The 24,397-nt window shown below is 61.6% G+C and carries 20 protein-coding genes and 1 tRNA gene; 15 read left to right on the top strand and 6 right to left on the bottom strand.

The window, feature by feature from the left end; all coding sequences use genetic code 11:
• Positions 1-3: 3 nt before the first annotated feature.
• Positions 4-90, bottom strand: a tRNA-Leu gene (locus BT125_RS26930).
• 226 nt (positions 91-316) lie between these two features.
• Here BT125_RS26930 and rnr point away from each other — a divergent pair.
• The 14 genes from rnr (at position 317) to BT125_RS26860 (ending at position 19,302) form a co-directional block, all read left to right on the top strand.
• Entirely contained in the window at positions 317-2,953 is a 2,637-nt protein-coding gene (rnr, locus tag BT125_RS26925; protein ID WP_072412056.1) for a ribonuclease R, read from the top strand.
• Positions 2,950-3,708: a 23S rRNA (guanosine(2251)-2'-O)-methyltransferase RlmB gene (rlmB, locus tag BT125_RS26920; protein ID WP_072412054.1), complete on the top strand. Its 759-nt coding sequence runs from the start codon at positions 2,950-2,952 to the stop codon at positions 3,706-3,708. The genes rnr and rlmB overlap by 4 nt, the downstream gene beginning before the upstream one ends.
• Before the next feature lie 305 nt (positions 3,709-4,013).
• Positions 4,014-4,442, top strand: a complete 429-nt coding sequence (gene rpsF, locus BT125_RS26915; protein WP_003186395.1) for a 30S ribosomal protein S6 — start codon at positions 4,014-4,016, stop codon at positions 4,440-4,442.
• Positions 4,443-4,470: 28 nt separating this feature from the next.
• Positions 4,471-4,701: a 30S ribosomal protein S18 gene (gene rpsR, locus BT125_RS26910; protein ID WP_002551829.1), complete on the top strand. Its 231-nt coding sequence runs from the start codon at positions 4,471-4,473 to the stop codon at positions 4,699-4,701.
• Between the two features lie 36 nt (positions 4,702-4,737).
• Positions 4,738-5,628, top strand: coding sequence for a YybS family protein (locus tag BT125_RS26905; protein ID WP_072412052.1), 891 nt, complete (start codon positions 4,738-4,740; stop codon positions 5,626-5,628).
• An 18-nt stretch (positions 5,629-5,646) separates the two neighbouring features.
• Positions 5,647-6,093, top strand: a complete 447-nt coding sequence (gene rplI / locus BT125_RS26900) for a 50S ribosomal protein L9 (protein ID WP_003186385.1) — start codon at positions 5,647-5,649, stop codon at positions 6,091-6,093.
• A gap of 117 nt (positions 6,094-6,210) precedes the next feature.
• Positions 6,211-7,608, top strand: coding sequence for a replicative DNA helicase (gene dnaB, locus BT125_RS26895; RefSeq protein WP_027911801.1), 1,398 nt, complete (start codon positions 6,211-6,213; stop codon positions 7,606-7,608).
• A gap of 189 nt (positions 7,609-7,797) precedes the next feature.
• On the top strand, positions 7,798-10,110 hold the full coding sequence (locus BT125_RS26890) for a YgiQ family radical SAM protein (protein ID WP_072412050.1): 2,313 nt from the start codon (positions 7,798-7,800) through the stop codon (positions 10,108-10,110).
• Positions 10,111-10,422: 312 nt separating this feature from the next.
• Positions 10,423-11,349 carry an Ssp4 family T6SS effector gene (locus BT125_RS26885; protein ID WP_072412048.1) on the top strand — a complete coding sequence of 309 codons (927 nt, stop codon included), beginning with the start codon at positions 10,423-10,425 and terminating at the stop codon, positions 11,347-11,349.
• On the top strand, positions 11,346-11,807 hold the full coding sequence (locus tag BT125_RS26880; RefSeq protein WP_072412046.1) for a hypothetical protein: 462 nt from the start codon (positions 11,346-11,348) through the stop codon (positions 11,805-11,807). Before BT125_RS26885 ends, BT125_RS26880 begins: the two co-directional genes overlap by 4 nt.
• 165 nt (positions 11,808-11,972) lie before the next feature.
• Positions 11,973-15,266: a transglutaminase family protein gene (locus tag BT125_RS26875; protein WP_072412044.1), complete on the top strand. Its 3,294-nt coding sequence runs from the start codon at positions 11,973-11,975 to the stop codon at positions 15,264-15,266.
• 144 nt (positions 15,267-15,410) lie between these two features.
• A complete protein-coding gene (locus tag BT125_RS26870) occupies positions 15,411-17,897 on the top strand; it encodes a circularly permuted type 2 ATP-grasp protein (RefSeq protein ID WP_072412042.1) in 2,487 nt (828 codons plus the stop codon).
• Positions 17,897-18,790: a transglutaminase family protein gene (locus BT125_RS26865; RefSeq protein WP_072412040.1), complete on the top strand. Its 894-nt coding sequence runs from the start codon at positions 17,897-17,899 to the stop codon at positions 18,788-18,790. Before BT125_RS26870 ends, BT125_RS26865 begins: the two co-directional genes overlap by 1 nt.
• Before the next feature lie 134 nt (positions 18,791-18,924).
• Positions 18,925-19,302 carry an NUDIX hydrolase gene (locus BT125_RS26860; RefSeq protein ID WP_072412038.1) on the top strand — a complete coding sequence of 126 codons (378 nt, stop codon included), beginning with the start codon at positions 18,925-18,927 and terminating at the stop codon, positions 19,300-19,302.
• A 73-nt stretch (positions 19,303-19,375) separates the two neighbouring features.
• Here BT125_RS26860 and BT125_RS26855 read toward each other — a convergent pair whose 3' ends face one another.
• On the bottom strand, positions 19,376-19,564 hold the full coding sequence (locus BT125_RS26855) for a hypothetical protein (protein WP_060739407.1): 189 nt from the start codon (positions 19,562-19,564) through the stop codon (positions 19,376-19,378).
• A 68-nt stretch (positions 19,565-19,632) separates the two neighbouring features.
• Positions 19,633-20,220, bottom strand: a complete 588-nt coding sequence (locus BT125_RS26850; protein ID WP_072412026.1) for an LOG family protein — start codon at positions 20,218-20,220, stop codon at positions 19,633-19,635.
• Between the two features lie 341 nt (positions 20,221-20,561).
• Between BT125_RS26850 and azu the strand changes: the two genes are divergently transcribed.
• A complete protein-coding gene (azu, locus tag BT125_RS26845; protein WP_072412024.1) occupies positions 20,562-21,008 on the top strand; it encodes an azurin in 447 nt (148 codons plus the stop codon).
• Positions 21,009-21,158: 150 nt separating this feature from the next.
• Here azu and nadE read toward each other — a convergent pair whose 3' ends face one another.
• The 3 genes from nadE to BT125_RS26830 all read right to left on the bottom strand — a co-directional run bounded on the left by nadE (position 21,159) and on the right by BT125_RS26830 (position 24,332).
• Positions 21,159-21,986 (bottom strand): ammonia-dependent NAD(+) synthetase, encoded by an 828-nt coding sequence (gene nadE / locus BT125_RS26840; RefSeq protein WP_072412022.1) that lies wholly within the window; start codon positions 21,984-21,986, stop codon positions 21,159-21,161.
• Between the two features lie 18 nt (positions 21,987-22,004).
• Complete coding sequence (gene pncB / locus BT125_RS26835) at positions 22,005-23,210, bottom strand: nicotinate phosphoribosyltransferase (RefSeq protein ID WP_072412020.1); 1,206 nt, start codon at positions 23,208-23,210, stop codon at positions 22,005-22,007.
• Positions 23,211-23,423: 213 nt separating this feature from the next.
• Positions 23,424-24,332, bottom strand: a complete 909-nt coding sequence (locus BT125_RS26830; protein WP_072412018.1) for a LysR family transcriptional regulator — start codon at positions 24,330-24,332, stop codon at positions 23,424-23,426.
• Positions 24,333-24,397 lie beyond the last annotated feature (65 nt).

Below are 24,397 nucleotides of genomic sequence, written 5' to 3'. Positions count from 1 at the left end.
AATTGGTGCCCAGAAGAAGACTCGAACTTCCACGACCTTGCGGTCACCAGCACCTGAAGCTGGCGTGTCTACCAATTTCACCATCTGGGCAGTATCGGCAACGTGTGTGCGTCGTCGATGGCGCGCACTATACGGAGCGTGTTTTTAACTGTAAACCCCTGCGGAGAAAAAAACCGCTAAATTTCACGAGCGGTGCTTTCCGGGGGGGCGAAGGCAGGTCAAATGATCCTGGAAACGCTATCGGATGCTTGAAATTTCCCGTTTCATTAAGCCTATGCCAAACTAACCCGCATATAGACAAGGTGAAAACTCTCTAATGGCCGATTGGCAGTCCCTCGATCCCGAGGCCGCTCGTGAAGCGGAAAAATATGAAAACCCTATTCCTAGCCGTGAACTGATCCTGGCGCATCTCGCCGATCGGGGTTCGCCTGCTAGCCGCGAGCAGTTGGTCGAAGAGTTCGGTCTGACCACCGAGGACCAACTCGAAGCCCTGCGCCGCCGTCTGCGCGCCATGGAGCGCGACGCTCAACTGATCTACACCCGGCGCGGCACCTATGCACCGGTGGACAAGCTCGACTTGATCCTGGGCCGCATCGCCGGTCACCGTGACGGCTTCGGTTTCCTGATCCCGGACGACGGCAGCGACGACCTGTTCATGAGCCCGGCGCAAATGCGCCTGGTGTTCGACGGTGACCGGGCCCTGGCCCGCGTATCCGGCCTGGATCGTCGTGGCCGCCGTGAAGGCGTGATCGTCGAAGTGGTGTCCCGTGCGCATGAAAGCATCGTGGGCCGTTACTTCGAAGAGGGCGGTATCGGTTTTGTCGTGCCGGATAACCCGAAGGTTCAGCAGGAAGTGCTGATTACCCCGGGCCGTAATGGCGCCGCCAAGGTGGGGCAGTTCGTCGAGGTGAAGATCACCCATTGGCCAACCGCGCGCTTCCAGCCACAGGGCGATATCGTTGAAGTGGTCGGCAACTACATGGCGCCGGGCATGGAAATCGACGTTGCGCTGCGCACCTACGACATTCCTCACGTCTGGCCCGAGGCTGTGCTCAAGGAAGCCGCCAAGCTCAAGCCGGAAGTCGAAGAGAAAGATAAAGAAAAACGCATCGACCTGCGCCATCTGCCGTTCGTTACCATCGACGGCGAAGATGCCCGCGACTTCGACGATGCGGTCTACTGCGAAGCCAAGCCCGGCAAGCTGCGCCTGTTCTCCGGCGGTTGGAAGTTGTTCGTCGCGATTGCCGACGTGTCCAGCTACGTGAAGATCGGCTCGGCCCTGGATAACGAAGCCCAGGTGCGCGGCAACTCCGTGTATTTCCCTGAGCGCGTGATTCCGATGCTGCCTGAGCAGCTGTCCAACGGACTTTGCTCGCTGAACCCGAAAGTCGACCGTTTGGCCATGGTGTGCGAGATGACCATCTCCAAAACCGGCGAAATGACCGACTACCAGTTCTACGAAGCGGTGATCCACTCCCAGGCGCGCCTGACCTACAACAAGGTCAGCACTATCCTGGAAACGCCGAAGACCAGTGAAGCCAAGGCACTGCGTACCGAATACGCTGGCGTGGTGCCGCACCTCAAGCAGTTGTACTCGCTGTACAAGGTGTTGCTGGGCGCCCGACACGTGCGTGGCGCGATCGATTTCGAGACTCAGGAAACCCGGATTGTCTTCGGTTCCGAGCGCAAGATCGCCGCGATCACCCCGACAACCCGTAACGATGCGCACAAGCTGATCGAAGAGTGCATGCTGGCGGCCAACGTGGCCACCGCCGAATTCCTCAAGAAGCACGAGATCCCTGCGTTGTACCGCGTGCACGACGGCCCGCCGCCGGAGCGTCTGGAAAAACTGCGCGCCTTCCTCGGCGAGCTCGGCCTGTCCCTGCACAAAGGCAAGGACGGCCCGACGCCGAAGGACTACCAGGCACTGCTGGCCAGCATCAAGGACCGGCCGGATTACCATGTGATCCAGACAGTGATGCTGCGCTCCCTGAGCCAGGCGGTGTACAGCGCTGACAACCAGGGCCACTTTGGTCTGAATTACGAGGCGTACACCCACTTCACGTCGCCGATCCGCCGTTACCCGGACCTGCTCACGCACCGCGCGATTCGCAGCGTGATCCATTCCAAGCAGAACACCCCGCACGTCAAACGCGCCGGTGCCATGACCATTCCGAAGGCACGGATCTATCCGTACGACGAAGCGGCCCTGGAACAGCTGGGCGAGCAGTGCTCCATGAGCGAGCGCCGCGCCGACGAAGCCACTCGCGACGTGGTGAACTGGCTCAAGTGCGAGTTCATGAAAGACCGCGTGGGCGAGTCGTTCCCAGGCGTGATCACTGCAGTAACCGGCTTTGGTTTGTTTGTCGAACTGACCGACATCTACGTCGAGGGCTTGGTGCACGTCACCGCCTTGCCGGGTGATTACTATCACTTCGATCCTGTGCATCACCGCCTGGCGGGCGAGCGTACCGGTCGCAGCTTCCGTCTGGGCGACACCGTGGAAGTGCAGGTCATGCGCGTCGACCTCGATGAGCGCAAGATCGACTTCGGCATGTCTGACAAACCCGCCGAAGCACCGACTGGCCGTAAAAAGCGTGGCGGCGAGACCGCAGCGCCTGCGACCAAAGGTAAGGGTAAGGGGGCTCCTGCAAAAACCGCAGAGCCTGAGCCCGCCAAGGCCGGTCGCCGTTCGTCTGTCAAGGACAAGGCTCCCGAAGCCTACCGCCCCAGCGACGCAGCGGCGAAAAACGCCGAGCTGCGCAAGAGCCGCGAGTTGAAGCAGCAGTTGCTCAACGAAGCCAAAAGTGGTGGTAAAGCGGCGTCTGGGGGAAAGTCCCACGGGGCGGAAAAGCCGTCGAGCAAGCCGAGTAAACACCGTAAAGGCCCGCCAAAAGCGGGGTCGGCCCCCGCGAAAAGCGGCGGGTCGCGCAAACCTAAGGCCAAGTCATGAGTCTGGAAAAAATCTACGGCGTGCACGCCGTAGAAGCACTGCTGCGTCACCACCCCAAACGTGTCAAGCAAGTGTGGTTGGCGGAAGGGCGCAGCGAGCCGCGTGTGCAAGGGCTGGTCGAACTGGCCACTCAGAACAAGGTTGCCATCGGCCAGGCCGAGCGGCGTGAAATGGACGTATGGGTCGAAGGCGTTCACCAGGGTGTGGTTGCGGACGTAAGCCCGAGCCAGGTCTGGGGCGAGGCGATGCTCGACGAACTGCTCGATCGCACCGAAGGCGCCCCTCTGCTGTTGGTGCTGGACGGCGTGACCGATCCGCATAACCTCGGCGCCTGTCTGCGTTCGGCGGATGCCGCCGGTGCGTTGGCGGTGATCGTGCCCAAGGACAAGTCGGCCACCCTGACGCCCGTGGTGCGCAAGGTGGCCTGCGGCGCGGCGGAAGTGATCCCGTTGGTGGCGGTGACCAACCTGGCGCGCACCCTGGAAAAACTCCAGCAGCGCGGCCTGTGGGTGGTCGGCACGGCGGGCGAGGCCGAGGTCAGTATTTATGACCAGGACCTGACGGGCCCGACGATCCTGATCATGGGGGCCGAAGGCAAGGGCATGCGTCGCCTGACCCGCGAGCATTGCGACTACCTGGTCAAGCTGCCGATGGCGGGCAGCGTCAGCAGTCTCAACGTCTCGGTGGCCACCGGCGTGTGCCTGTTCGAGGCGCTGCGCCAGCGTAGTGTCAAGGCTGTCGCCAAAAAGCCCTGATCCAGACGCTTATCAAATGTGGGAGCGAGCTTGCTCGCGATGAGGGTGTCGCAGTGACGCAAAAGTCGACTGGCACGCTGTTATCGCGAGCAAGCTCGCTCCCACAGTGTTTTGCGCAAGGTGGGGATCGGCGGTTGTTCAAATAATCGCCAATTGCCTTGCGCCGCCCTCGGCCCTTCTCTACAATTGCGCCCCTTGCTGTGATGGCAGGCACTTATGTGTCTAGCGTCCACAAGTCCATAAGTGTCATTCACTCCTTGTCTGACCGTTTTTGAGCGGCAGGCTACAACCCGTAAGGAGCATTCATGCGTCATTACGAAATCATCTTTTTGGTCCACCCGGATCAAAGCGAGCAAGTCGGCGGCATGGTTGAGCGTTACACCAAGCTGATCGAAGAAGACGGCGGCAAAATCCACCGTCTGGAAGATTGGGGCCGTCGTCAACTGGCCTACGCAATCAACAATGTTCACAAGGCTCACTACGTGATGCTGAACGTTGAGTGCACTGGCAAGGCCCTGGCCGAGCTGGAAGACAACTTCCGCTACAACGATGCAGTGATCCGTAACCTGGTCATCCGTCGCGAAGAAGCCGTCACCGGCCAATCCGAGATGCTCAAGGCTGAAGAAAACCGCAGTGAGCGCCGTGAGCGTCGCGACCGTCCTGAGCACTCTGACAGCGCCGATGGCGATGACAGCGATAGCGACAGCGACAACAGCGATAACGCTGACGAGTAATCCACGGACCTTTTAAGGAGCCAATCACATGGCACGTTTCTTCCGTCGTCGTAAATTCTGCCGCTTCACCGCTGAAGACGTGAAAGAGATCGATTACAAAGATCTCAACACTCTGAAAGCCTACGTATCCGAGACCGGCAAAATCGTTCCAAGCCGTATCACCGGTACCAAAGCTCGTTATCAGCGTCAGCTGGCCACCGCTATCAAGCGCGCCCGCTTCCTGGCCCTGCTGGCCTACACCGACAGCCACGGCCGCTGAGACCGGGCAGTCGACGAGTAGTAAGGGATTGAATGCATGCGCGCCTTAGCTGACTTCATCATGCGGGGACGTGTGCAGGCCACGTTGGTTGTGGCCGGATCCGCGGCATTGCCGCTGTTGTTCTGGTTGAGTGCCGCCGCTGGGTGCCTTGTGCTCCTGCGGCGCGGTTCGGACGCCTTGAGCGTCCTGGGTATCGGGTTGCTGTCAGCGTTGGTGAGCTGGTACTTCCTGAAGGACCCGACAACACTTTTGGTGTTGCTCGGGGCTGGTGGCCTGGCGTTGGTTTTGCGCGCCGGCCATACCTGGAACCGCGTGCTGCTGTGCAGCGTGGCCGTGGGGTTGTTGTGTGCGGTGAGCCTGGGAACTGTATTCAGTTCCTTCATCGAGTCACTGGCGCAGACGTTCGAACACGTCCTGCCGCTGGCGATGGGTGGGGTCTACGAGACATTCTCGGCAGACCAGAAGGCGTTTCTCACCGCCCTGAGCGCTCCGCTGATGATCATTTCGATAGCGTCTTCGCTGCAGATCTTTAGCGTGCTGTGCCTGATTCTTGGGCGCTATTGGCAGGCGTCGTTGTATAACCCCGGTGGTTTCGGTCGCGAGTTTCGCGCCATCCGATTCCCCAAGAGCGTGGCGCTGTCACTGCTGGCCGTCATGTGTGTTGCTCCGTTCTTCGGGCTGCATGCACTGATCCTGTTGCCGTTGTGCAGTGTTGCGCTGGTCTTCGCCGGCCTGGCCCTGATTCACGGGCTGGTGGCGCAGAAGCGACTGGCCACGTTCTGGCTGGTGGGGATGTACGTGACGTTGTTGCCTTTCATGCACTTGCTCGGTCCGTTGCTCGTGGTCTTGGCCATCGTTGACAGCCTGATTGATTTTCGCGGTCGTATGGCGCCGAAAGACGCCGACAACGCGAACGGTGAAGGTTAAAAGTTAGAGGATTTTCACATGCAACTGATCCTTCTGGAAAAAATCGCCAACCTGGGCAACCTGGGCGACAAAGTAAACGTTAAGGCCGGCTACGGTCGTAACTACCTGCTGCCTTTCGGCAAAGCCACCGCTGCGACCGCTGCCAACCTGGCTGCGTTCGAAGAGCGTCGTGCCGAGCTGGAAAAAGCCGCCGCAGACCGTAAAGCATCGGCTGAAAGCCGTGCTGCCCAACTGGCCGAGCTGGAAGTGACCATCACTGCCACCGCTGGCGACGAAGGCAAGCTGTTCGGTTCTATCGGTACTCACGACATCGCTGACGCACTGACCGCCTCCGGCGTTGAAGTGGCGAAAAGCGAAGTTCGTCTGCCGAACGGCACCATCCGCAACGTAGGCGAATTCGACGTAGCCGTGCACCTGCACGCCGAAGTTGAAGCCACCGTACGCGTTGTCGTGGTAGCAGCCTAAGCAACACCTGTCGGCTGGCACCCTCGGGTGCTTGCCGGTAACATCGGGCACGATCCTGTTTACAGGTCGTGCCCTTTGTCTTTCTGCAATTGCTGAATTTCATAACCAGACGTGGCCATGAACGAAATCACCGCTCCCGAGCAATATGATCTGCAAACCGCTGCCCTGAAGGTGCCTCCGCATTCCATCGAGGCCGAACAGGCCGTGCTCGGTGGCCTGATGCTGGACAACAACGCCTGGGAACGCGTGCTCGATCAAGTCTCCGACGGCGATTTCTACCGGCATGACCACCGCCTGATTTTCCGTGCGATCGCCCGTCTGGCCGATCAGAACATGCCGATCGACGTCGTCACCCTGGCCGAGCAATTGGACAAGGAAGGGCAGACGTCCCAGGTTGGTGGCCTCGGTTACCTGGGTGAACTGGCGAAAAACACGCCGTCGGTCGCCAACATCAAGGCCTATGCGCAGATCGTCCGCGAGCGGGCGACCTTGCGTCAGTTGATCGGCATCAGCACCGAGATCGCCGACAGCGCTTTCAACCCGGAAGGTCGCACCGCCGCCGAGATCCTCGACGAAGCCGAACGGCAGATCTTCCAGATCGCCGAGGCTCGGCCGAAAACCGGCGGCCCGGTGAGCGTCAATGACCTGTTGACCAAGGCCATCGACCGCATCGACACCTTGTTCAACACCGACAACGCCATCACCGGCCTGTCCACCGGTTACACCGATCTCGACGAGAAGACCAGCGGCCTGCAACCGTCCGACCTGATCATCGTCGCCGGCCGTCCGTCCATGGGTAAGACCACCTTTGCGATGAACCTGGTGGAAAACGCCGTGCTGCGCAGCGACAAGGCGGTGCTGGTGTATTCCCTCGAGATGCCAGGCGAATCGCTGATCATGCGTATGCTCTCGTCCCTGGGGCGCATCGACCAGACCAAGGTCCGTTCCGGCCAACTGGAAGACGACGACTGGCCGCGCCTCACCTCGGCGGTCAACCTGCTCAACGACCGCAAACTGTTCATCGACGATACGGCCGGTATCAGCCCCTCGGAAATGCGCGCCCGGACCCGGCGCCTGGTGCGTGAGCACGGTGATATCGCGCTGATCATGATCGACTACCTGCAACTGATGCAGATCCCTGGTTCCAGCGGCGACAATCGGACCAACGAGATTTCCGAAATCTCCCGTTCCCTCAAGGCCCTGGCCAAGGAATTCAACTGCCCGGTGGTAGCACTTTCCCAGTTGAACCGTTCCCTGGAGCAGCGCCCCAACAAGCGCCCGGTGAACTCCGACTTGCGGGAATCCGGAGCGATCGAGCAGGACGCCGACGTCATCATGTTCGTGTACCGCGACGAGGTGTATCACCCCGAGACGGAGCACAAGGGTATCGCCGAAATCATCATCGGCAAGCAGCGTAACGGCCCGATCGGCTTCATCCGCCTGGCGTTTATCGGCAAGTACACGCGCTTCGAGAACCTGGCGCCGGGTAGCTACAATTTCGATGACGACGAATAACCTGTGGGAGCGGGCTTGCTCGCGAAGGCGGTGTATCAGTCGACACTGAGGTTTCTGGCACACCGCCTTCGCGAGCAAGCCCGCTCCCACAGGTGCGTCGCCGATTTCCGACCATAGCCGTCGGAATTGGTCAAAATTTGTGCTATATTACGCGCCCGCGATTTTTCATCCTTTATACCGGTCATCGACATGCAAGCAGCCAAGCCGTTATTTGACTATCCCAAGTACTGGGCCGAATGTTTCGGCCCGGCGCCGTTCCTGCCCATGAGCAGGGAGGAGATGGATCAGCTCGGCTGGGATTCGTGCGACATCATCATCGTGACCGGTGATGCCTATGTCGATCACCCGTCGTTCGGCATGGCGATCATTGGCCGTCTGCTGGAAGCCCAGGGCTTTCGCGTGGGGATCATTGCCCAGCCGAACTGGCAGTCCAAAGACGACTTCATGAAGCTTGGCGAGCCCAACCTGTTTTTCGGTGTCGCGGCCGGCAACATGGACTCGATGATCAACCGCTACACCGCCGACAAGAAAATCCGCTCCGATGACGCCTATACCCCGGGTGGCCTGGCGGGCAAGCGGCCGGATCGTGCGAGCCTGGTCTACAGCCAGCGCTGCAAGGAAGCCTACAAGCATGTGCCGATCGTGCTCGGTGGTATCGAAGCGTCGCTGCGCCGCATCGCCCATTACGATTACTGGCAGGACCGGGTGCGCAACTCGATCCTGATCGACGCCTGTGCCGACATCCTGCTCTACGGCAACGCCGAACGGGCGATTGTCGAAGTCGCCCAGCGCCTGTCCTATGGCCACAAGATCGAAGACATCACCGACGTTCGCGGCACCGCATTCATTCGTCGTGATACGCCGCAAGGCTGGTACGAAGTCGACTCCACGCGCATCGACCGCCCGGGCAAGATCGACAAGATCATCAACCCGTACGTGAACACCCAGGACACTCAAGCCTGCGCCATCGAACAAGAGAAGGGGGCGACTTTTTCAAGTGCGGAAGACCCGAGCGAAGCCAAGGTCGTGCAGATCCTGGCGAGCCCGAAAATGACCCGGGACAAGACCGTGATTCGCCTGCCGTCGGTGGAAAAGGTCCGTGGCGACGCGGTGCTCTACGCCCACGCCAACCGCGTGTTGCACCTGGAAACCAACCCGGGCAACGCCCGCGCCCTGGTGCAGAAACACGGCGAAGTCGACGTCTGGTTCAACCCGCCGCCCATTCCGATGACAACCGAAGAAATGGACTACGTGTTTGGCATGCCTTACGCACGTGTTCCCCATCCGGCGTACGGCAAGGAGAAGATCCCGGCCTACGAGATGATCCGTTTTTCGGTGAACATCATGCGTGGCTGCTTTGGTGGTTGCACCTTCTGCTCGATCACCGAGCATGAAGGCCGGATCATCCAGAACCGCTCCGAAGAGTCGATCATTCGCGAAATCGAAGAGATCCGCGACAAGGTCCCGGGCTTCACCGGGGTCATTTCCGACCTCGGCGGCCCGACCGCGAACATGTATCGCATCGCCTGCAAGAGCCCGGAAATCGAATCCGCATGCCGCAAGCCGTCCTGCGTGTTTCCTGGCATCTGCCCGAACCTGAACACCGACCACTCTTCGCTGATCCAGCTGTACCGCAGTGCCCGGGCCTTGCCAGGGGTGAAGAAGATTTTGATTGCCTCCGGCCTGCGTTACGACCTGGCGGTCGAGTCGCCGGAATACGTCAAGGAGCTGGTGACCCACCACGTTGGCGGTTACCTGAAGATCGCTCCGGAGCACACCGAGGAAGGCCCGCTCAACCAGATGATGAAGCCGGGCATCGGCAGCTATGACAAATTCAAGCGGATGTTCGAGAAGTACACCAAGGAAGCCGGGAAAGAGCAGTACCTGATTCCCTACTTCATCGCTGCCCACCCGGGCACCACCGACGAAGACATGATGAACCTGGCGCTGTGGCTCAAGGGCAACGGTTTCCGCGCCGACCAGGTGCAGGCGTTCTATCCGTCGCCAATGGCCACGGCCACCGCCATGTACCACTCGGGCAAGAACCCGCTGCGCAAGGTCACCTACAAGAGCGATGCGGTGACCATCGTCAAGAGCGAGGAGCAACGCCGCTTGCACAAGGCCTTCCTGCGGTATCACGACCCCAAGGGCTGGCCAATGCTGCGTGAAGCGTTGACCCGCATGGGCCGCGCCGACCTGATCGGGCCGGGCAAGCACCAATTGATCCCGCTGCACCAGCCGGCCACCGACAGCTACCAGAGCGCCCGTCGCAAGAATTCGACGCCAGCCGGCAGCCACAAGGTGGGCAAGGAAACCACCAAGATCCTGACCCAGCACACCGGCCTGCCGCCGCGGGCCAGCGATGGTGGCAACCCGTGGGACAAGCGCGAGCAGGCCAAGGCCGCGGCGTTCGCCCGCAACCAGCAGGCCGCCAAGGAGCGCAAGGATGCGGCCAAGGGCAAGGGGCCGAAGCCGGCACGCAAGCCTGTGGTGCCGCGCTAACGGGTCAATCTACGATGTAAGACGCCAGCCTCAGTGCTGGCGTTTTGCTTTCTAGCGACGGTGCTACCCATTTGCTATCTTGGCCGCCGCCGGTGCCAGCCTAGCCAATGCAATAAAACCGAGCGCAGCTCTTGTGGCGAGGGAGCTTGCTCCCGCTCGGCGGCGAAGCCGTCGTAAACCGGCCGGCACGGTCTGCCTGGAGCATGGCATGGGATTGTTTGGGGCCGCTTCGCAGCCCAGCGGGAGCAAGCTCCCTCGCCACAGTATTGTGTGTGGATAAAGACTCACTTCCGATTCTCAAGGACGATTCATATGAGCAGCGCTACAACAGGCATCGGCATGGACCTGAGCTTCTCCCAGTTCATGGCTCGCAAACGCATCGAAAGCCAGATCAACCTGCCGCGCCTCTTTGCTGCCATTGACGCCGATCCTGGCATTGCCGGGGCGGGCGTGGTGTATGTCGATTCCGAATACAACGTCGTAACCCTGCGCGAGTTCAAGCCGATTTGCAGCATCGCGCCCAAGCGCATCATTTTGCGCGAGGCGAAAAAATACATCGCGCCGCAGCAGTTCATCGATCAGGTCAAAAGCAGCCCCCGCGAGTCCAAGCTCGGGCTTGAAGCAACCAATGCCGGCTTGTCCTGTGTCGCCGCGGTGATCGGTTGGGTGGTGGTGTTCAGTGGCAGCGTCGCGGTGCCCTTTACGGCGGGGGCAAGTGCCTTTGTCGTTGCCCTGGGTGCCGCTGCCGCGACGGCCAGTACCGCGCAATGCGTCATTGGCGGGATGCGGGTGGCCAATGAGCTGACCAATCCGACCGGCAACGATGAGATGAACGACGCTGATTGGTACAACATCGTGTCGCCGATCCTTGACGGGGTTTCCCTGGTGGGGGTCGGTGGCTCGGCCCTGACGACTGTCCGGCTGCTCAAGGCCAACAAGGCGGCCGCCACCGGAAAGAGTTGGTATCAGTTGCTCAAGGGGCTGAATCGGCAAGAGCGCAGCAAACTGACCAAGGAGCTGTTGACGCTGAGGGACCCGAGCCTGACCGCGAAGCTGCTCAAGCTGCAGCAACGTGCGGGAGCCTTGCCCAAACGGTATTCGTCTGCCGAGATCAGGCACGCGACGCTGACGCAGATAAAGGACTCCCTCGGAGGCGCGCTGGGGGTCATTGGCAGTTATACCGGCGATGGCGCCGTGAAGACGGTTGCCGTCGGCCTGTACGAGGAGTTCACGGAATGATCGGGGGCGGATCGCTGAAGCCATTCCTCGCCCGTTATTTTCCGGTGTTCATGGGGACGATCCTGCTGGGCTGCTTTTCCGGGTCCACGCTGCTTGTGTTGGCCGGGGCCACTTATTGGCGAGCCCTGGAGCCGTCAGCCAGGACCGACTATGTCGGGCTCGGCACGTTGGCCCTGGTGCTCGTCCTGGTCCTGGGCAACCTCTTGATCGCTCGCGGGCGCGCCTGGGCGGTCTGGTGGGTGGCGGGGTATTTCCTGGCCTGTCTGGCGGCGGTGCTGCCGACGTTCGCTTATGGACCGCATCAGGGCGTGTACCTGTTCGCTGTGTTGTTGCCGCTGCTGGGGCTGTTACTGCTCAACAGCAAGCGTCATCGGGAAATGCGCAGCAAACTCGTCGACATCCGCCACCAACGCGCGATGATCATCCGGGCCGCCAAGGCCTCGCGTCCGCGTCGTTGAGTCGATTCGCGCCGCATTTATGTGCACTCCTTTACAGATGAATACGGGCATCGCGCGTTTTTAGTGCTCTACTGCCTTGAGTAGACAAAGAAAGTGTCCGGCCTGCCTGCATGGCATAAGTCTTGCGCCGCTTTCGATACCGCCCAGGCTCGCAGGAGGCACGTCGTGTCGATCCATGTCGCATTGCATCACGTCACGCATTATCGCTACGACCGCGCCGTCGAACTCGGCCCGCAGATCGTTCGCCTGCGCCCGGCAGCCCACAGCCGTACGCGGATTCTGTCCTATGCGCTGAAGGTTTCGCCCGAGCAGCATTTCATCAACTGGCAGCAAGACCCCCAGGGCAATTACCTGGCGCGGCTGGTATTTCCCGAGAAAACCCGGGAGCTGCGGATCGAAGTCGATCTGCTGGCGGAAATGGCGGTGTTCAATCCGTTCGACTTCTTTCTTGAGCCCTATGCCGAGAAAATTCCGTTTGCCTACGCGGCTGACGAACGCAAGGAGCTGGCGCCTTACCTGGAAACCCTGCCGCTGACGCCAAGGTTCCAGGCCTACCTGGACGGCATCGACCGCACGCCGTTGCCGGCGGTGGATTTCCTGGTGGCGCTCAACCAGCGCCTGAGCGAAGACATCAACTACCTGATCCGCATGGAACCCGGCGTCCAGACCCCGGAGCATACCCTTGAGCACGCGTCCGGCTCATGCCGCGACTCGGCCTGGTTGTTGGTGCAGCTGTTGCGCAACCTTGGGTTGGCCGCGCGGTTTGTGTCCGGTTACCTGATCCAGTTGACCGCCGACGTGAAGAGCCTCGATGGCCCGTCCGGCACCGACGTCGACTTCACCGACTTGCATGCCTGGTGCGAGGTCTACCTGCCCGGTGCCGGCTGGATCGGCCTGGATGCGACGTCCGGGCTGTTCGCCGGTGAAGGCCACATCCCGTTGGCCTGTAGTCCCGATCCGTCCTCGGCGGCACCGATCAGTGGCCTGGTGGAGCCCTGCGAGTGTGAGTTCAGCCACGAAATGTCCGTCGAGCGGGTCTGGGAAGCGCCGCGGGTGACCAAGCCTTACACCGACGCGCAATGGTTGGCGATCCAGTCCCTGGGGCGGCAGATCGATGCCGATCTGCTGGAGGGCGACGTGCGCCTGACCATGGGCGGCGAACCGACTTTTGTCTCCATCGATGACCCGGACGGCGCCGAGTGGAACACCGCGGCGCTCGGGCCGGACAAGCGCCGGCTTTCCGCCGAGCTGTTCCAGCGCATGCGCAATCACTATGCGCCCAAGGGGCTGGTGCATTTCGGCCAGGGCAAGTGGTATCCCGGCGAGCAACTGCCGCGCTGGTCGCTCAACTGCTATTGGCGGCGCGACGGGGTGCCGATCTGGCACAACAGCGCGTTGATCGCCGACGAGCAGGAGGATTACGGCGCCGATGGCGAACTGGCCGGACGCTTCCTGGCGAGCGTCGCCGAGCGTTTGAAGATTCCTGCGCGGTTCGTGTTTCCGGCCTACGAAGACAACTTCTATTACCTCTGGCGCGAAGGGGCGCTGCCTTCGAACGTCACGGCCGAGGACCCGCGCCTGGAGGACGCTTTGGAGCGTGCGCGGTTGCGCAAGGTCTTCAGCCAGGGCCTGGACAAGGTCATCGGCCAGGTCCTGCCGTTGGCTCGCACCGCCAAGGGGGATCAATGGCAAAGCGGGCGCTGGTACCTGCGGGACAACCACTGCCGCCTGGTGCCGGGGGATTCGCCCCTGGGGTATCGTTTGCCGCTGGCGTCCCAGCCTTGGGTAACGGCGGCCGAGTACCCGTTCATCCATCCCACCGACCCGAACCAGGACTTGCCCGAACTGCCCGGCACCGAGCAACTGGCGCGTCACGGCGAGACGGCCGCCGAGCAGGAGCGTGTCCCCGAGATCGACAAGTCCGCTGACTGGCTGACCCGTACCGCCTTCTGTGCCGAGGCCCGCGAAGGCCGGCTCTATCTGTTCATGCCGCCGCTGGAACGGGTCGAGGATTACCTGGAACTGGTCAGCGCTATCGAGGCGACGGCTGAGGAGCTGCGGTGTCCAGTGCTGTTGGAAGGTTACGAGCCGCCGAGCGACCCACGCCTGAGCAATTTCCGCATCACCCCCGACCCCGGTGTGATCGAGGTCAACGTACAACCCTCGGCGACCTGGGATGAGTTGGTCGAGCGCACTGAATTTTTATACGAAGAAGCGCGACAGACCCGCTTGACCACCGAGAAATTCATGATCGATGGCCGGCACACCGGCACGGGCGGCGGCAACCATTTCGTACTCGGTGGCGCGACACCGGCCGACTCACCGTTCCTGCGGCGTCCTGACCTGCTGCGCAGTCTGATCAGTTACTGGCATAACCATCCGTCGTTGTCCTACCTGTTTTCCGGGTTGTTCATCGGCCCGACTTCCCAGGCGCCCCGCGTGGACGAGGCGCGCAATGATGCCTTGTACGAGCTGGAAATCGCTTTCGCGCAAATGCCACAGCCCGGCGAAGAGTGTCCGCCGTGGTTGGTCGATCGCTTGCTGCGCAACCTGTTGATCGACGTGACCGGCAATACGCACCGCGCCGAATTCTGCATCGACAAGCTCTATTCACCGGACGGCGCCACTGGGCGTCTCGGCCTGTTGGAGTTGCGTGCGTTCGAGATGCCGCCCCACGCCCGCATGAGCCTGGCCCAGCAATTACTGTTGCGGGCGCTGGTGGCGCGGTTCTGGCGCGAGCCTTATGCGCCGACGAAACTGGCGCGCTGGGGCACCGAGTTGCATGACCGTTTCCTGCTGCCGCACTTTATCGAGCAGGATTTTGCCGACGTCATCCATGAGCTGAACGCCGCCGGCTACCCGCTGCGGGCCGAATGGTTCGCCGCACACCTGGAGTTCCGCTTCCCCAAGGTGGGCGACTACGCGGTCAGCGGTATCGAGTTGCAATTGCGCCAAGCCCTCGAGCCTTGGCATGTGCTGGGGGAGGAGGGCGCGGTGGGCGGCACCGTGCGTTATGTGGATTCCTCCCTGGAGCGTTTGCAGGTCAAGCTCAGTGGCCTGGCGCCGCAACGCTACCTGCTGACCTGCAATGGCGTGCCGGTGCCGTTGCAACCGACTGGTCGGGTCGGCGAATTTGTCGCTGGGGTGCGTTTCCGAGCGTGGCAACCGGCCAACTGCCTGCAGCCGACCATCCCGGTGCATGCGCCGCTGGTTTTCGACTTGCTCGACACCTGGATGCAACGTTCCGTGGGCGGTTGCCAGTATCACGTGGCCCATCCGGGCGGGCGCAACTATGACAGCCTGCCGGTGAATGCCAACGAGGCCGAGAGCAGGCGCATGGCGCGCTTCTTCCGTCTCGGACATACGCCGGGGAAACTGCCGATACCCAGCCTGGCAGTGGATGACGAGTTTCCACTTACGCTCGACCTGCGACGTTTTCAAGGGGCACCCAAGGTCTAAGTGAACCCCGTGGCGAGGGAGCAAGCTCCCTCGCCACGATGATTGCAGTCCGAAAGCCAGGCCGGATCCAACATAAAACACACCTATCCGGGCGTCATGCGCTTGCGCTAGTCTCACCTTTCATTGCCGTCTGCCGAGCTTTCCATGCCTGACCTGCTTGACCGTTACCCGCTGACGACGGGCACCTATCACGAATTAATGGACGACAGCGGTGCGGTACGTACGCACTGGCAGCGGCTGTTCGACCAGTTGCAGCGCAGCACGCCCGCCCAGTTGCTCCAGCGCCAGGCCCTGCTGGCCCGGCAGATCCAGGAAAACGGCGTGACCTACAACGTCTACGCCGATCCGAAAGGCGCCGACCGGCCGTGGGAACTGGACCTGCTGCCCCATGTGATCGATCCGCAGGAATGGCGGCATCTGTCAGCCGGGATCGCCCAGCGCGCCCGCCTGCTCAACGCGGTGCTGGCCGACCTGTATGGGCCGCAGCGGCTGATCAGCGAAGGGCTGTTGCCGGCGGAGCTGGTGTTCGGGCACAACAATTTCCTCTGGCCCTGCCAGGGCATCGCGCCGCCGGACGGCAGTTTCCTGCATTTGTACGCGGTGGATCTGGCGCGCACGCCCGATGGTCGCTGGTGGGTCACGGCGGATCGGACCCAGGCGCCGTCGGGGGCTGGTTACGCGCTGGAAAACCGCATGATCGTTTCCCGCGCCTTCCCCGACTTGTATCGCGACCTGAAGGTGCGGCACTTGTCCGGGTTTTTCCGCACCTTGCAGGAAACCCTGGCGCGACAGGCACCCAGCGACGGCGAGTCGCCGCTGGTGGTGCTGCTGACGCCGGGGCGGTTCAACGAAAGCTATTTCGAACACCTTTACCTGGCGCGCCAGCTGGGCTATCCGCTGGTGGAGGGCGGCGACCTGACTGTTCGCGATGCTACGGTCTACCTCAAGACCCTCAGCGGCCTTCGCCGGGTCCACGCCATCATGCGCCGGCTCGACGACGATTTCTGCGACCCCTTGGAGCTGCGCACCGATTCGGCCCTCGGTGTGCCGGGGTTGCTGGAAGCCGTGCGCCAGGGCCGGGTGCTGGTGGCCAATGCCTTGGGCAGTGGCGTGCTGGAGTCGCCGGGCCTCCTGGGCTTTCTGCCGAAGATCAACCAGTACCTGTTCGGCGAAGAACTGCTGCTGCCGTCCATCGCCACCTGGTGGTGCGGTGAGCCGCCGGTGTTGGCCCAGGCCTTGGAAAAATTGCCGCAGCTGTTGATCAAGCCGGCGTTTCCTTCCCAGAGCTTCAGCCCGGTATTCGGGCGCGACCTCAGCGAGGCGCAGCGCGGCCAACTGGCGGCGCGCATGCAGGCACGACCTTATGCCTATGTCGCCCAGGAACTGGCGCAACTGTCCCAGGCACCGGTCTGGCAGGCCGAAGATGGGCAAATCCAGCCCCGGGCGATCGGCATGCGCATGTACGCCGTGTCCGGCAGGGATGATTATCGGGTGCTGCCGGGTGGCCTGACCCGGGTAGCCGCCGAGGCCGATGCCGAAGTGGTGTCGATGCAGCGCGGTGGCGCCAGCAAGGACACCTGGGTCTTGGGAGAGCAGGCGCCCGGTGGTGAACAATGGAAGGCCCAGCGCACCGTGGGGGTCCATGACCTGGTTCGACGGGATCCGTACCTGCCTTCGCGGGTGGTGGAAAACCTGTTCTGGTTCGGCCGCTACTGCGAGCGTTGCGATGACAGCGCGCGGTTGTTGCGGATCATGCTGGCGCGTTATGTCGATGGCGACGACCCGCAGGCCCTGCAATCGGCGGTGGCGCTGGGCGAGAGCCTGATGCTGCTGCCCGAAGAGGGCGAACTGCCCGAGCGTTTGCTGGCGGCACTGCTGGGGGACGACTGGTCGTTCAGCCTGCGCTCCAACCTGCAGCGCTTGCAATGGGCCGCCTCGCAGGTGCGCGGCAAGCTGTCCCGGGAGAACTGGCAGGCGCTGGTGGAACTGCAGCGCGAAGCCATGGAGCTGGAAACCGAGGAAGCGGACTTCGGCGAGTTGCTGGATTTCCTCAATCGGCTGGTGATGTCCCTCGCGGCGTTGTCCGGATTCGCCCTGGACGACATGACCCGCGACGAAGGCTGGCGCTTCCTGATGATCGGTCGGCGCCTGGAGCGCCTGCAGTTTCTCAGCAGCAGCCTGGCGGCGTTCCTGCGCAGCGATGCGGTGTTCGATCAGGCCGGGCTGGAGTGGTTGCTGGAACTGGGCAACAGCAGCATCACCTACCGCTCGCGTTATTTGGCGGTGGCCCAGTTGATCCCGGTGCTGGACTTGCTGCTGCTGGACGAACAGAACCCTCACGCGGTGCTCTTCCAGTTGAAGCTGGTGACCCGCACGCTCAAGCGCTTGAACGATGATTTTGCCGCCCCCAGGGAAACCGCCTTGCCGGACCTGGTCGCACGCCTGTCACGCTTTGACCTGCGTTGCCTGGAAAACCCATTGTTCGGTGAAGCCAGCCTGCGCGCCGCACTCGATGGGCTGGCCGACCTGTTGCAGGAAATGGCCGATGCCAGCGGCCAGGTGTCCGATCGCCTGGCCTTGCGTCATTTCGCCCACGTCGATGACGTCAGCCAACGCACGGTGTCCGTCTGATGAACGCTCGTTACCAGATCCTCCACGACACTCATTACCACTACGACAGCCCGGTGTCCCTGGCCCAGCAGCTCGCTCATCTGTGGCCACGGGCCTGTGGCTGGCAGCGTTGCACCGAACAGCAACTGTTGATCAGCCCGGAACCGACGACCCGGCGCGATGAGCAGGATGTGTTCGGCAACCCGCTGACCCGACTGGCCTTTGAGCGGCCCCATGACGAGTTGCTGGTCAATGCGCGCCTGAGCGTGGAGGTGCTGGCCCGTCCCGAGATGGATTTCAACCTGTCTCCGGCCTGGGAGTCGACCCGCAACGCGCTGACCTACAGTGGCCGGCCACTGACGGCGCCGTTGCTGGAGGCGTGCCGTTATCGTTTCGAGTCACCGTATGTGCACCTCAAGCGCAGCTTCGTCGAGTTTTCCGAAAGCTGCTTCCCGCCAGGGCGACCGTTGATGATCGGTGTTCGAGCGCTGATGGAGAAGATTTTCGAGGAATTCACCTTCGATGCCGAGGCGACTCAAGTGGCGACGCCGCTGGTGGAGGTGCTGGAACGGCGGCGGGGCGTATGCCAGGACTTCGCCCACCTGATGCTGGCTTGCGTGCGCTCTCGCGGTTTGGCGGCGCGTTACGTCAGCGGCTACCTGTTGACCCAGCCGCCGCCCGGCCAACCCCGACTGATTGGCGCCGATGCGTCCCACGCCTGGGTCTCGGTGTATTGCCCGGTGTTGGGATGGGTGGATTTCGACCCGACCAACAATGTCCAGCCGGCCCTGGAACACATCACCCTGGCCTGGGGCCGGGATTTTTCCGATGTGTCACCGTTGCGGGGGGTGATCCTGGGGGGCGGAGCCCATGATCCTGAAGTGCGGGTGACGGTGATGCCGTTGGAGTCGTAAGGAGATCCCTTTGTGGGAGCGGGCTTGCTCGCGAAGGCGGCCTGTCATTCAACATAGATGTCGACTGAACCACCGCTTTCGCGGGCAAGCCCGCTCCCACAGGTTGTGTGTCCTACGGATGATGAGGTTTGCCCATGTTCCCGGTGTCCATCAAAGGTGTGCTGCAATCCCCCGAAGGCCTGGTTGTGTTAATGCTCAACGAGCGCGATGAATGGGAGCTGCCTGGCGGACGGATCGAGCTGGGCGAGACGGCGCCGCAATGCCTGGCGCGGGAAATCGCCGAGGAGCTGGCGGTTGAGGTGAGCGTGGGGGCACCGCTGGATTCGTACCTGTTCGAGGTCATTCCCGGCAAGCACGTCTTCATCTCCACGTACCGCTGCCAGTTGCTGGGCGATTTTATGCCGACCATCAGTCATGAGCACAAGGAGATCGGGCTGTTCGCGCCGGACCAATTGCCGGTGAACCTGCCTGGGGGTTATCGCCAGTCGATTATCAAGGCGCTGGGATTGTAAGGGTCGGCAGCGGGGCTGCCGGCCCTGGACACAGAACCGGGGGGCCGGATCGGATCATCGGGCCCTGGGGGAATCAGGCGTCGGGAGCCTGATCTTTCGGTGCATCAACATCATCTTCTGCTGCTACTTCGCCTTCGGTATCGGGGCTCAGTGCGGCTTCTTCTTCAGCTGTGGCTTTCTTGCGCTGCAGCTTTTCCTCTTTCTTCTGCTCCTTGGCCAAGTCTCTCTGACGTTTGGCGAAGGAATAATTGGGTTTGGCCATGGGCGATCCTCTGGGGTCGAAGGTGAGGTTGAGCGGCGCATATTCTGCCCTGTATCGGGGCCGAGCCGTTAGCTGGGTTTTTGGTCGGCCCATTTTGGCTGTACGGACGGTTGCCATTCGTCCAGGGCATCGAGCAGGTTCTGCGGGGAGTCGCTCACTTGCAGCATGTCACGATGGGGCGCCCGGACGAAGCCTTCGCCGACGATATGATCGAGAAAAGCGGTGAGCTTGCTGTAGAAACCGTTCACTTCCAACAGTCCCAGCGGTTTGCCGTGGTAGCCGAGCTGGCCCCAGGTCCAGACTTCGAACAACTCCTCCAGCGTGCCGAGGCCGCCGGGCAGGGCGATGAAGGCATCGCTGAGTTGAGCCATGCGCGCCTTGCGGGCATGCATGCCGTCCACCACTTCCAGGCGGGTCAGGCCGCCGTGGCCGATTTCCTTGTCCTTCAGACTTTGCGGGATGATACCGATGACTTCGCCGCCAGCCGCCAGGGCCGCGTCGGCGACGACACCCATCAGGCCGACGGCCCCGCCACCGTAGACCAGGGTCAATTTTCGTTCCGCCAACGCCCGCCCGAGGGCCTGCGCCGCTTCACGATACGCTGGGTCGGTGCCAGTGCTGGCGCCGCAAAATACACAAACAGACGCGATGGACATGCTTTACTCCGTGGTCAGTCACCGCACCAGAGTAAAGCCTGGCCTATGCTGCGCAAAGGACTTAAACCTCGCGCCGGGGTTTTTCATAGGTACCACTGGCGCCACAGGCGTAGGCGGCGAGCAAGCTGCACAACAGGCTATTGAAGTTCATGGCGATCGCTCCAGAGGGTGATGGGGCTGATCATAGGGGCGCGTCATACTTATGGCTGGTTGATTATGTCCATCAGGCTGATAGCCTTAAGTTGTATACAATCTTTGACTCAGGTCATAGGAACTTGCCGGAAAATCAGGCAGTCTTTCTCTTTGACGGATTTTTGTTAACCATGCCTTGGAGATTCACGATGTTTGCCAAACTTGTTGCAGTATCCCTGTTGACGCTGGCCAGCAGCCAACTGATGGCAGCGGAGTGCAAGACCACCATCGACTCGACCGACCAGATGTCCTTCAACACCAAGGCCATCGAGATCGACAAGAGCTGCAAGACGTTCACCGTTGAGCTGACGCACTCGGGCAGTTTGCCGAAAAACGTCATGGGCCATAACTGGGTGCTGAGCAAAGAGGCCGACATGCAGCCGATCGCCACCGATGGCCTCGCTGCCGGTATCGATAAGAACTACCTCAAGGAAGGTGATGCCCGCATCATCGCCCACACCAAACTCATCGGGGCCAAGGAAACCGACTCGGTGACCTTCGACGTGTCGAAACTTGATGCCACTGAAAAATACGGCTTCTTCTGCTCGTTCCCGGGCCATATCTCGATGATGAAAGGCACTGTTACGCTGAAGTAATCAATTTTCCTGGCAAAAAAAAGCGCCCCATGCAGGGCGCTTTTTTTGTGCCAGGCAACCGCTCCTTGTGGGAGCGAGCTTGCTCGCGATGGCGATATGCCAATCGACATCAATGTTGACTGTGCCGCCGTCTTCGCGAGCAAGGGGCGATCACGGGGCGTAGGGCATCACCCGCTTGTGTTCGGTCTTGCGATAGGTGTCGCAAATGATCCTGGCCGCCTCTTCGCGAATCGGTTGGCCGTGCAGGAAAGCGTCGATCTCGGCGTAGGTCACCCCGTGGGAGGCTTCATCCGGCTTGCCTGGCGACAGGTCTTCAAGATCGGCGGTGGGGACTTTTTCCACCAGCGATTCCGGTGCGCCAAAGTCCCGGGCGATGGCCCTGACCTGGTTTTTTACCAGGCCGCTCAACGGCGCCAGGTCGCAGGCGCCGTCACCGAACTTGGTGAAGAACCCCATGACCGCTTCGGCCGCGTGGTCAGTGCCGATCACCAGACCCTGCTCGGCTCCGGCGATCGTGTATTGCGCCACCATGCGCATCCGCGCCTTGGTATTGCCCAGCACGAAGTCCCGCGAGACCGCCGCCTTGCCTTCGAACGCGGCGACTTGCTCGGCCAAGGCCTTGACCGCCGGGCCGATATTGACGGTATGGCGCTCGTCGGGATCGATAAAGTCGACGCAGGCCTGTGCTTCATGCTCGTCGAACTGGGTTTCGTACGGTAGGCGCACGGCGATGAACTTATAGGTCGCGTCGCCGGTTTTCTCCCGCAGTTCGCGAATGGCACGTTGGGCCAGCAGCCCGGCGGTCAGCGAGTCGACGCCACCGCTGATGCCCAGCACGAGGGACTTGAGCCCGGAATTGACCAGGCAATCCTGGATAAAGCTCACTCGCCGGGCGATTTCGGCCTTGAGGTCGGCGTCATGGGCGAACGGTGGCTGGACCTTGAGCTGTTCAGCAATCTCACGCTGTACGGCTTGCATGAATTCACTCCTTGCGTATCAAAGGGCGGCAGGTACTTGGAAAACGTGTCGCATGTAGGCGACGAAATTCGGGTCCTTGCAGTGGGTCTTGCCGGGCTCGTCTGAAATCTTGGCCACGGGTTGCCCGTCACAGCTGATCATTTTAAGCACGATGCTCATGGGCTCGACACCCGGAATGTCGCAGGTCAGATTGGTGCCAATACCGAAGCTGACATTAATGCGACCACGCAATGCCCGAAAAATCTCCAGGCATTTGGGCAATGTCAGGCTATCGGAGAACACCAGGGTCTTGCTCATGGGGTCGATGCCGAGCTTGTGATAGTGGGCAATGGCTTTTTCGGCCCAGAGCACCGGGTCGCCGGAGTCATGGCGCAAACCGTCGAACAGCTTGGCGAAGAACAGATCGAAATCCTTCAGGAAGGCGTCCATGGTGATGCAGTCGGTGAGGGCGATCCCCAGCAGGCCGCGGTACTCGCGCACCCAGCAATCGAGGGCGGCGATCTGGCTGTCGATCAGTCGCGGGCCCAATTGCTGGTGGGCCATGATCCACTCATGGGCCATGGTGCCCAGGGGTTTCATGTCCAGCTCCCGGGACAGGTGCACGTTACTGGTGCCGACGAAACGCCCGGGGAAATCATGCTTGAGCACGTTGACCACTTCTTCTTGGACGCGGAAGGAAAACCGCCGACGGGTGCCGAAATCCGCGACTTGCAGTTCGGACAGCTCGTCAGCGCTGGCGTTGGCGCTCAGCCAGTCGAACTTGCGATACAACTGCTCGCGGGCCTGCTCCAGGACGATTTCACGGTAGCGATAGCGATTGCGCACTTCGCTGACAATGGCCAGCAGCGGCACTTCGAACAGAATCACGTGCAACCAGGGCCCGCGCAGGCGGATGAACAGCTCGCCGTTGTCGATGCCGGTGTGGACGTAGCGCAGGTTGAAGCGAAACAGTCCCAGGAACCGCAGGAAATCCGGCTTGAGAAAGCTGATACGTTCCAGGAAACCCAACTGGTCGGCGCTCAGGCTCAGTTCCGCCAGGCGCTCGATCTGAAAGCGGATCTCCGCCAGGTACGGACGCAGGTCTTCGCTGTTGCGGCAACGAAACTCCCACTCGACTTCGACGTTGGGGTAGTTGTGCAGCACCGCCTGCATCATCGTCAGTTTGTAGAAGTCGGTGTCGAGCAGGTTCTGCACGATACGATCGGCAAATACGCTCTCGCTCATAGGGTTCTCCAGACAGGCCGCTGCGGCGGGTTGGGATGAGGGGTTAGTGGCGCATAACCTGGGTGGGTATTGCCAGTGATTTTTAGTATCCGTTGGCCTTTGTGGCGAGGGAGCTTGCTCCCGCTCGGGTGCGTAGCGCCCGCATGGAAAGGGGCCGCTTCGCGCCCCAGCGGGAGCAAGCTCCCTCGCCACAGGGCTTGGTGCTGGCTGCAGCTATTGCGACATATCGGGGCTATCGAGCTGCTCCAGCATCCACTCCACAAAAAGCCGCACCTTGGGCACTTCCGCCGAGTGTTCGGGGTAGGCCAGGTAGTAAGCATCGGTGCTCGGCATCGCATGCTGCCAGGGAATGACCAGTTTGCCGTCGGCCAGTTCTTCTTCCACCAGGAACCGTGGCAGCAGGGCAACGCCGCAGCCGACCTGGGCGGCACGGATGCACATGTAGAAGGTTTCGAAACGCGGCCCGTGGTAACTGTGTTCGGTGTGGTAGCCCTGGCTGGCGAACCAGTCGTGCCAAGCCTGGGGGCGCGAGGCGTTTTGCAGCAGCACCAACTCGGCCAGTTGGGTCGGGTCGGTGAAGGCCTGGTCAGGCAGGCTGCCGGGCGCGCAGACCGGCACCAACTCTTCGTCGAACAGTCTCAGGGACTCGGTGCCAGGGCGTGAACCCTGACCGAAGTAGAACGCCAGGTCACTGCGCCCCTGCTGCAAGTCGTCGGCTTCCTGCTCGCTGCACAGGTCCAGATGAATTTTCGGATGACGCAACCGCCAACCCTTCAGGCGCGGGACCAGCCAGCGGGCACCGAACGTCGGAGGCGTGGAAACACGCAGCACTTCGGTATCGCCGCCGTAGGAGCGCAGGTAGTGGGTGGACATCTCCACCTGTGTGAGGATTTTTCGCACTTCCCCCAAGTACAGCTCCCCGGCCGGTGTCAGTTGCAAGCGGCGGCGCACACGCCGAAACAGCAGGTGCTGCAACAGTTCCTCGAGTTGAGCGACCTGTTTGCTGACGGCGCTCTGGGTCAGATGGAGCTCTTCGGCGGCACGGGTAAAGCTCAGGTGGCGAGTCACGGCTTCGAAGCACTGGAGTGCGGTGATCGACGGTAGATAGCGCTTATTGAGCATGACGGGGGCCTTTTTCTTGTTGCTCTATAAATCGAGTCAGGGGCAGCATGAATAAACGGAATGAT

The sequence above is a fragment of the Pseudomonas sp. NFACC04-2 genome, assembly GCF_900119265.1.
Lineage (GTDB): Bacteria > Pseudomonadota > Gammaproteobacteria > Pseudomonadales > Pseudomonadaceae > Aquipseudomonas > Aquipseudomonas fluorescens_AA.
The sequence above is the reverse complement of the archived record's forward strand: the minus strand, read 5'-3'. Positions and strand labels throughout refer to the sequence as shown.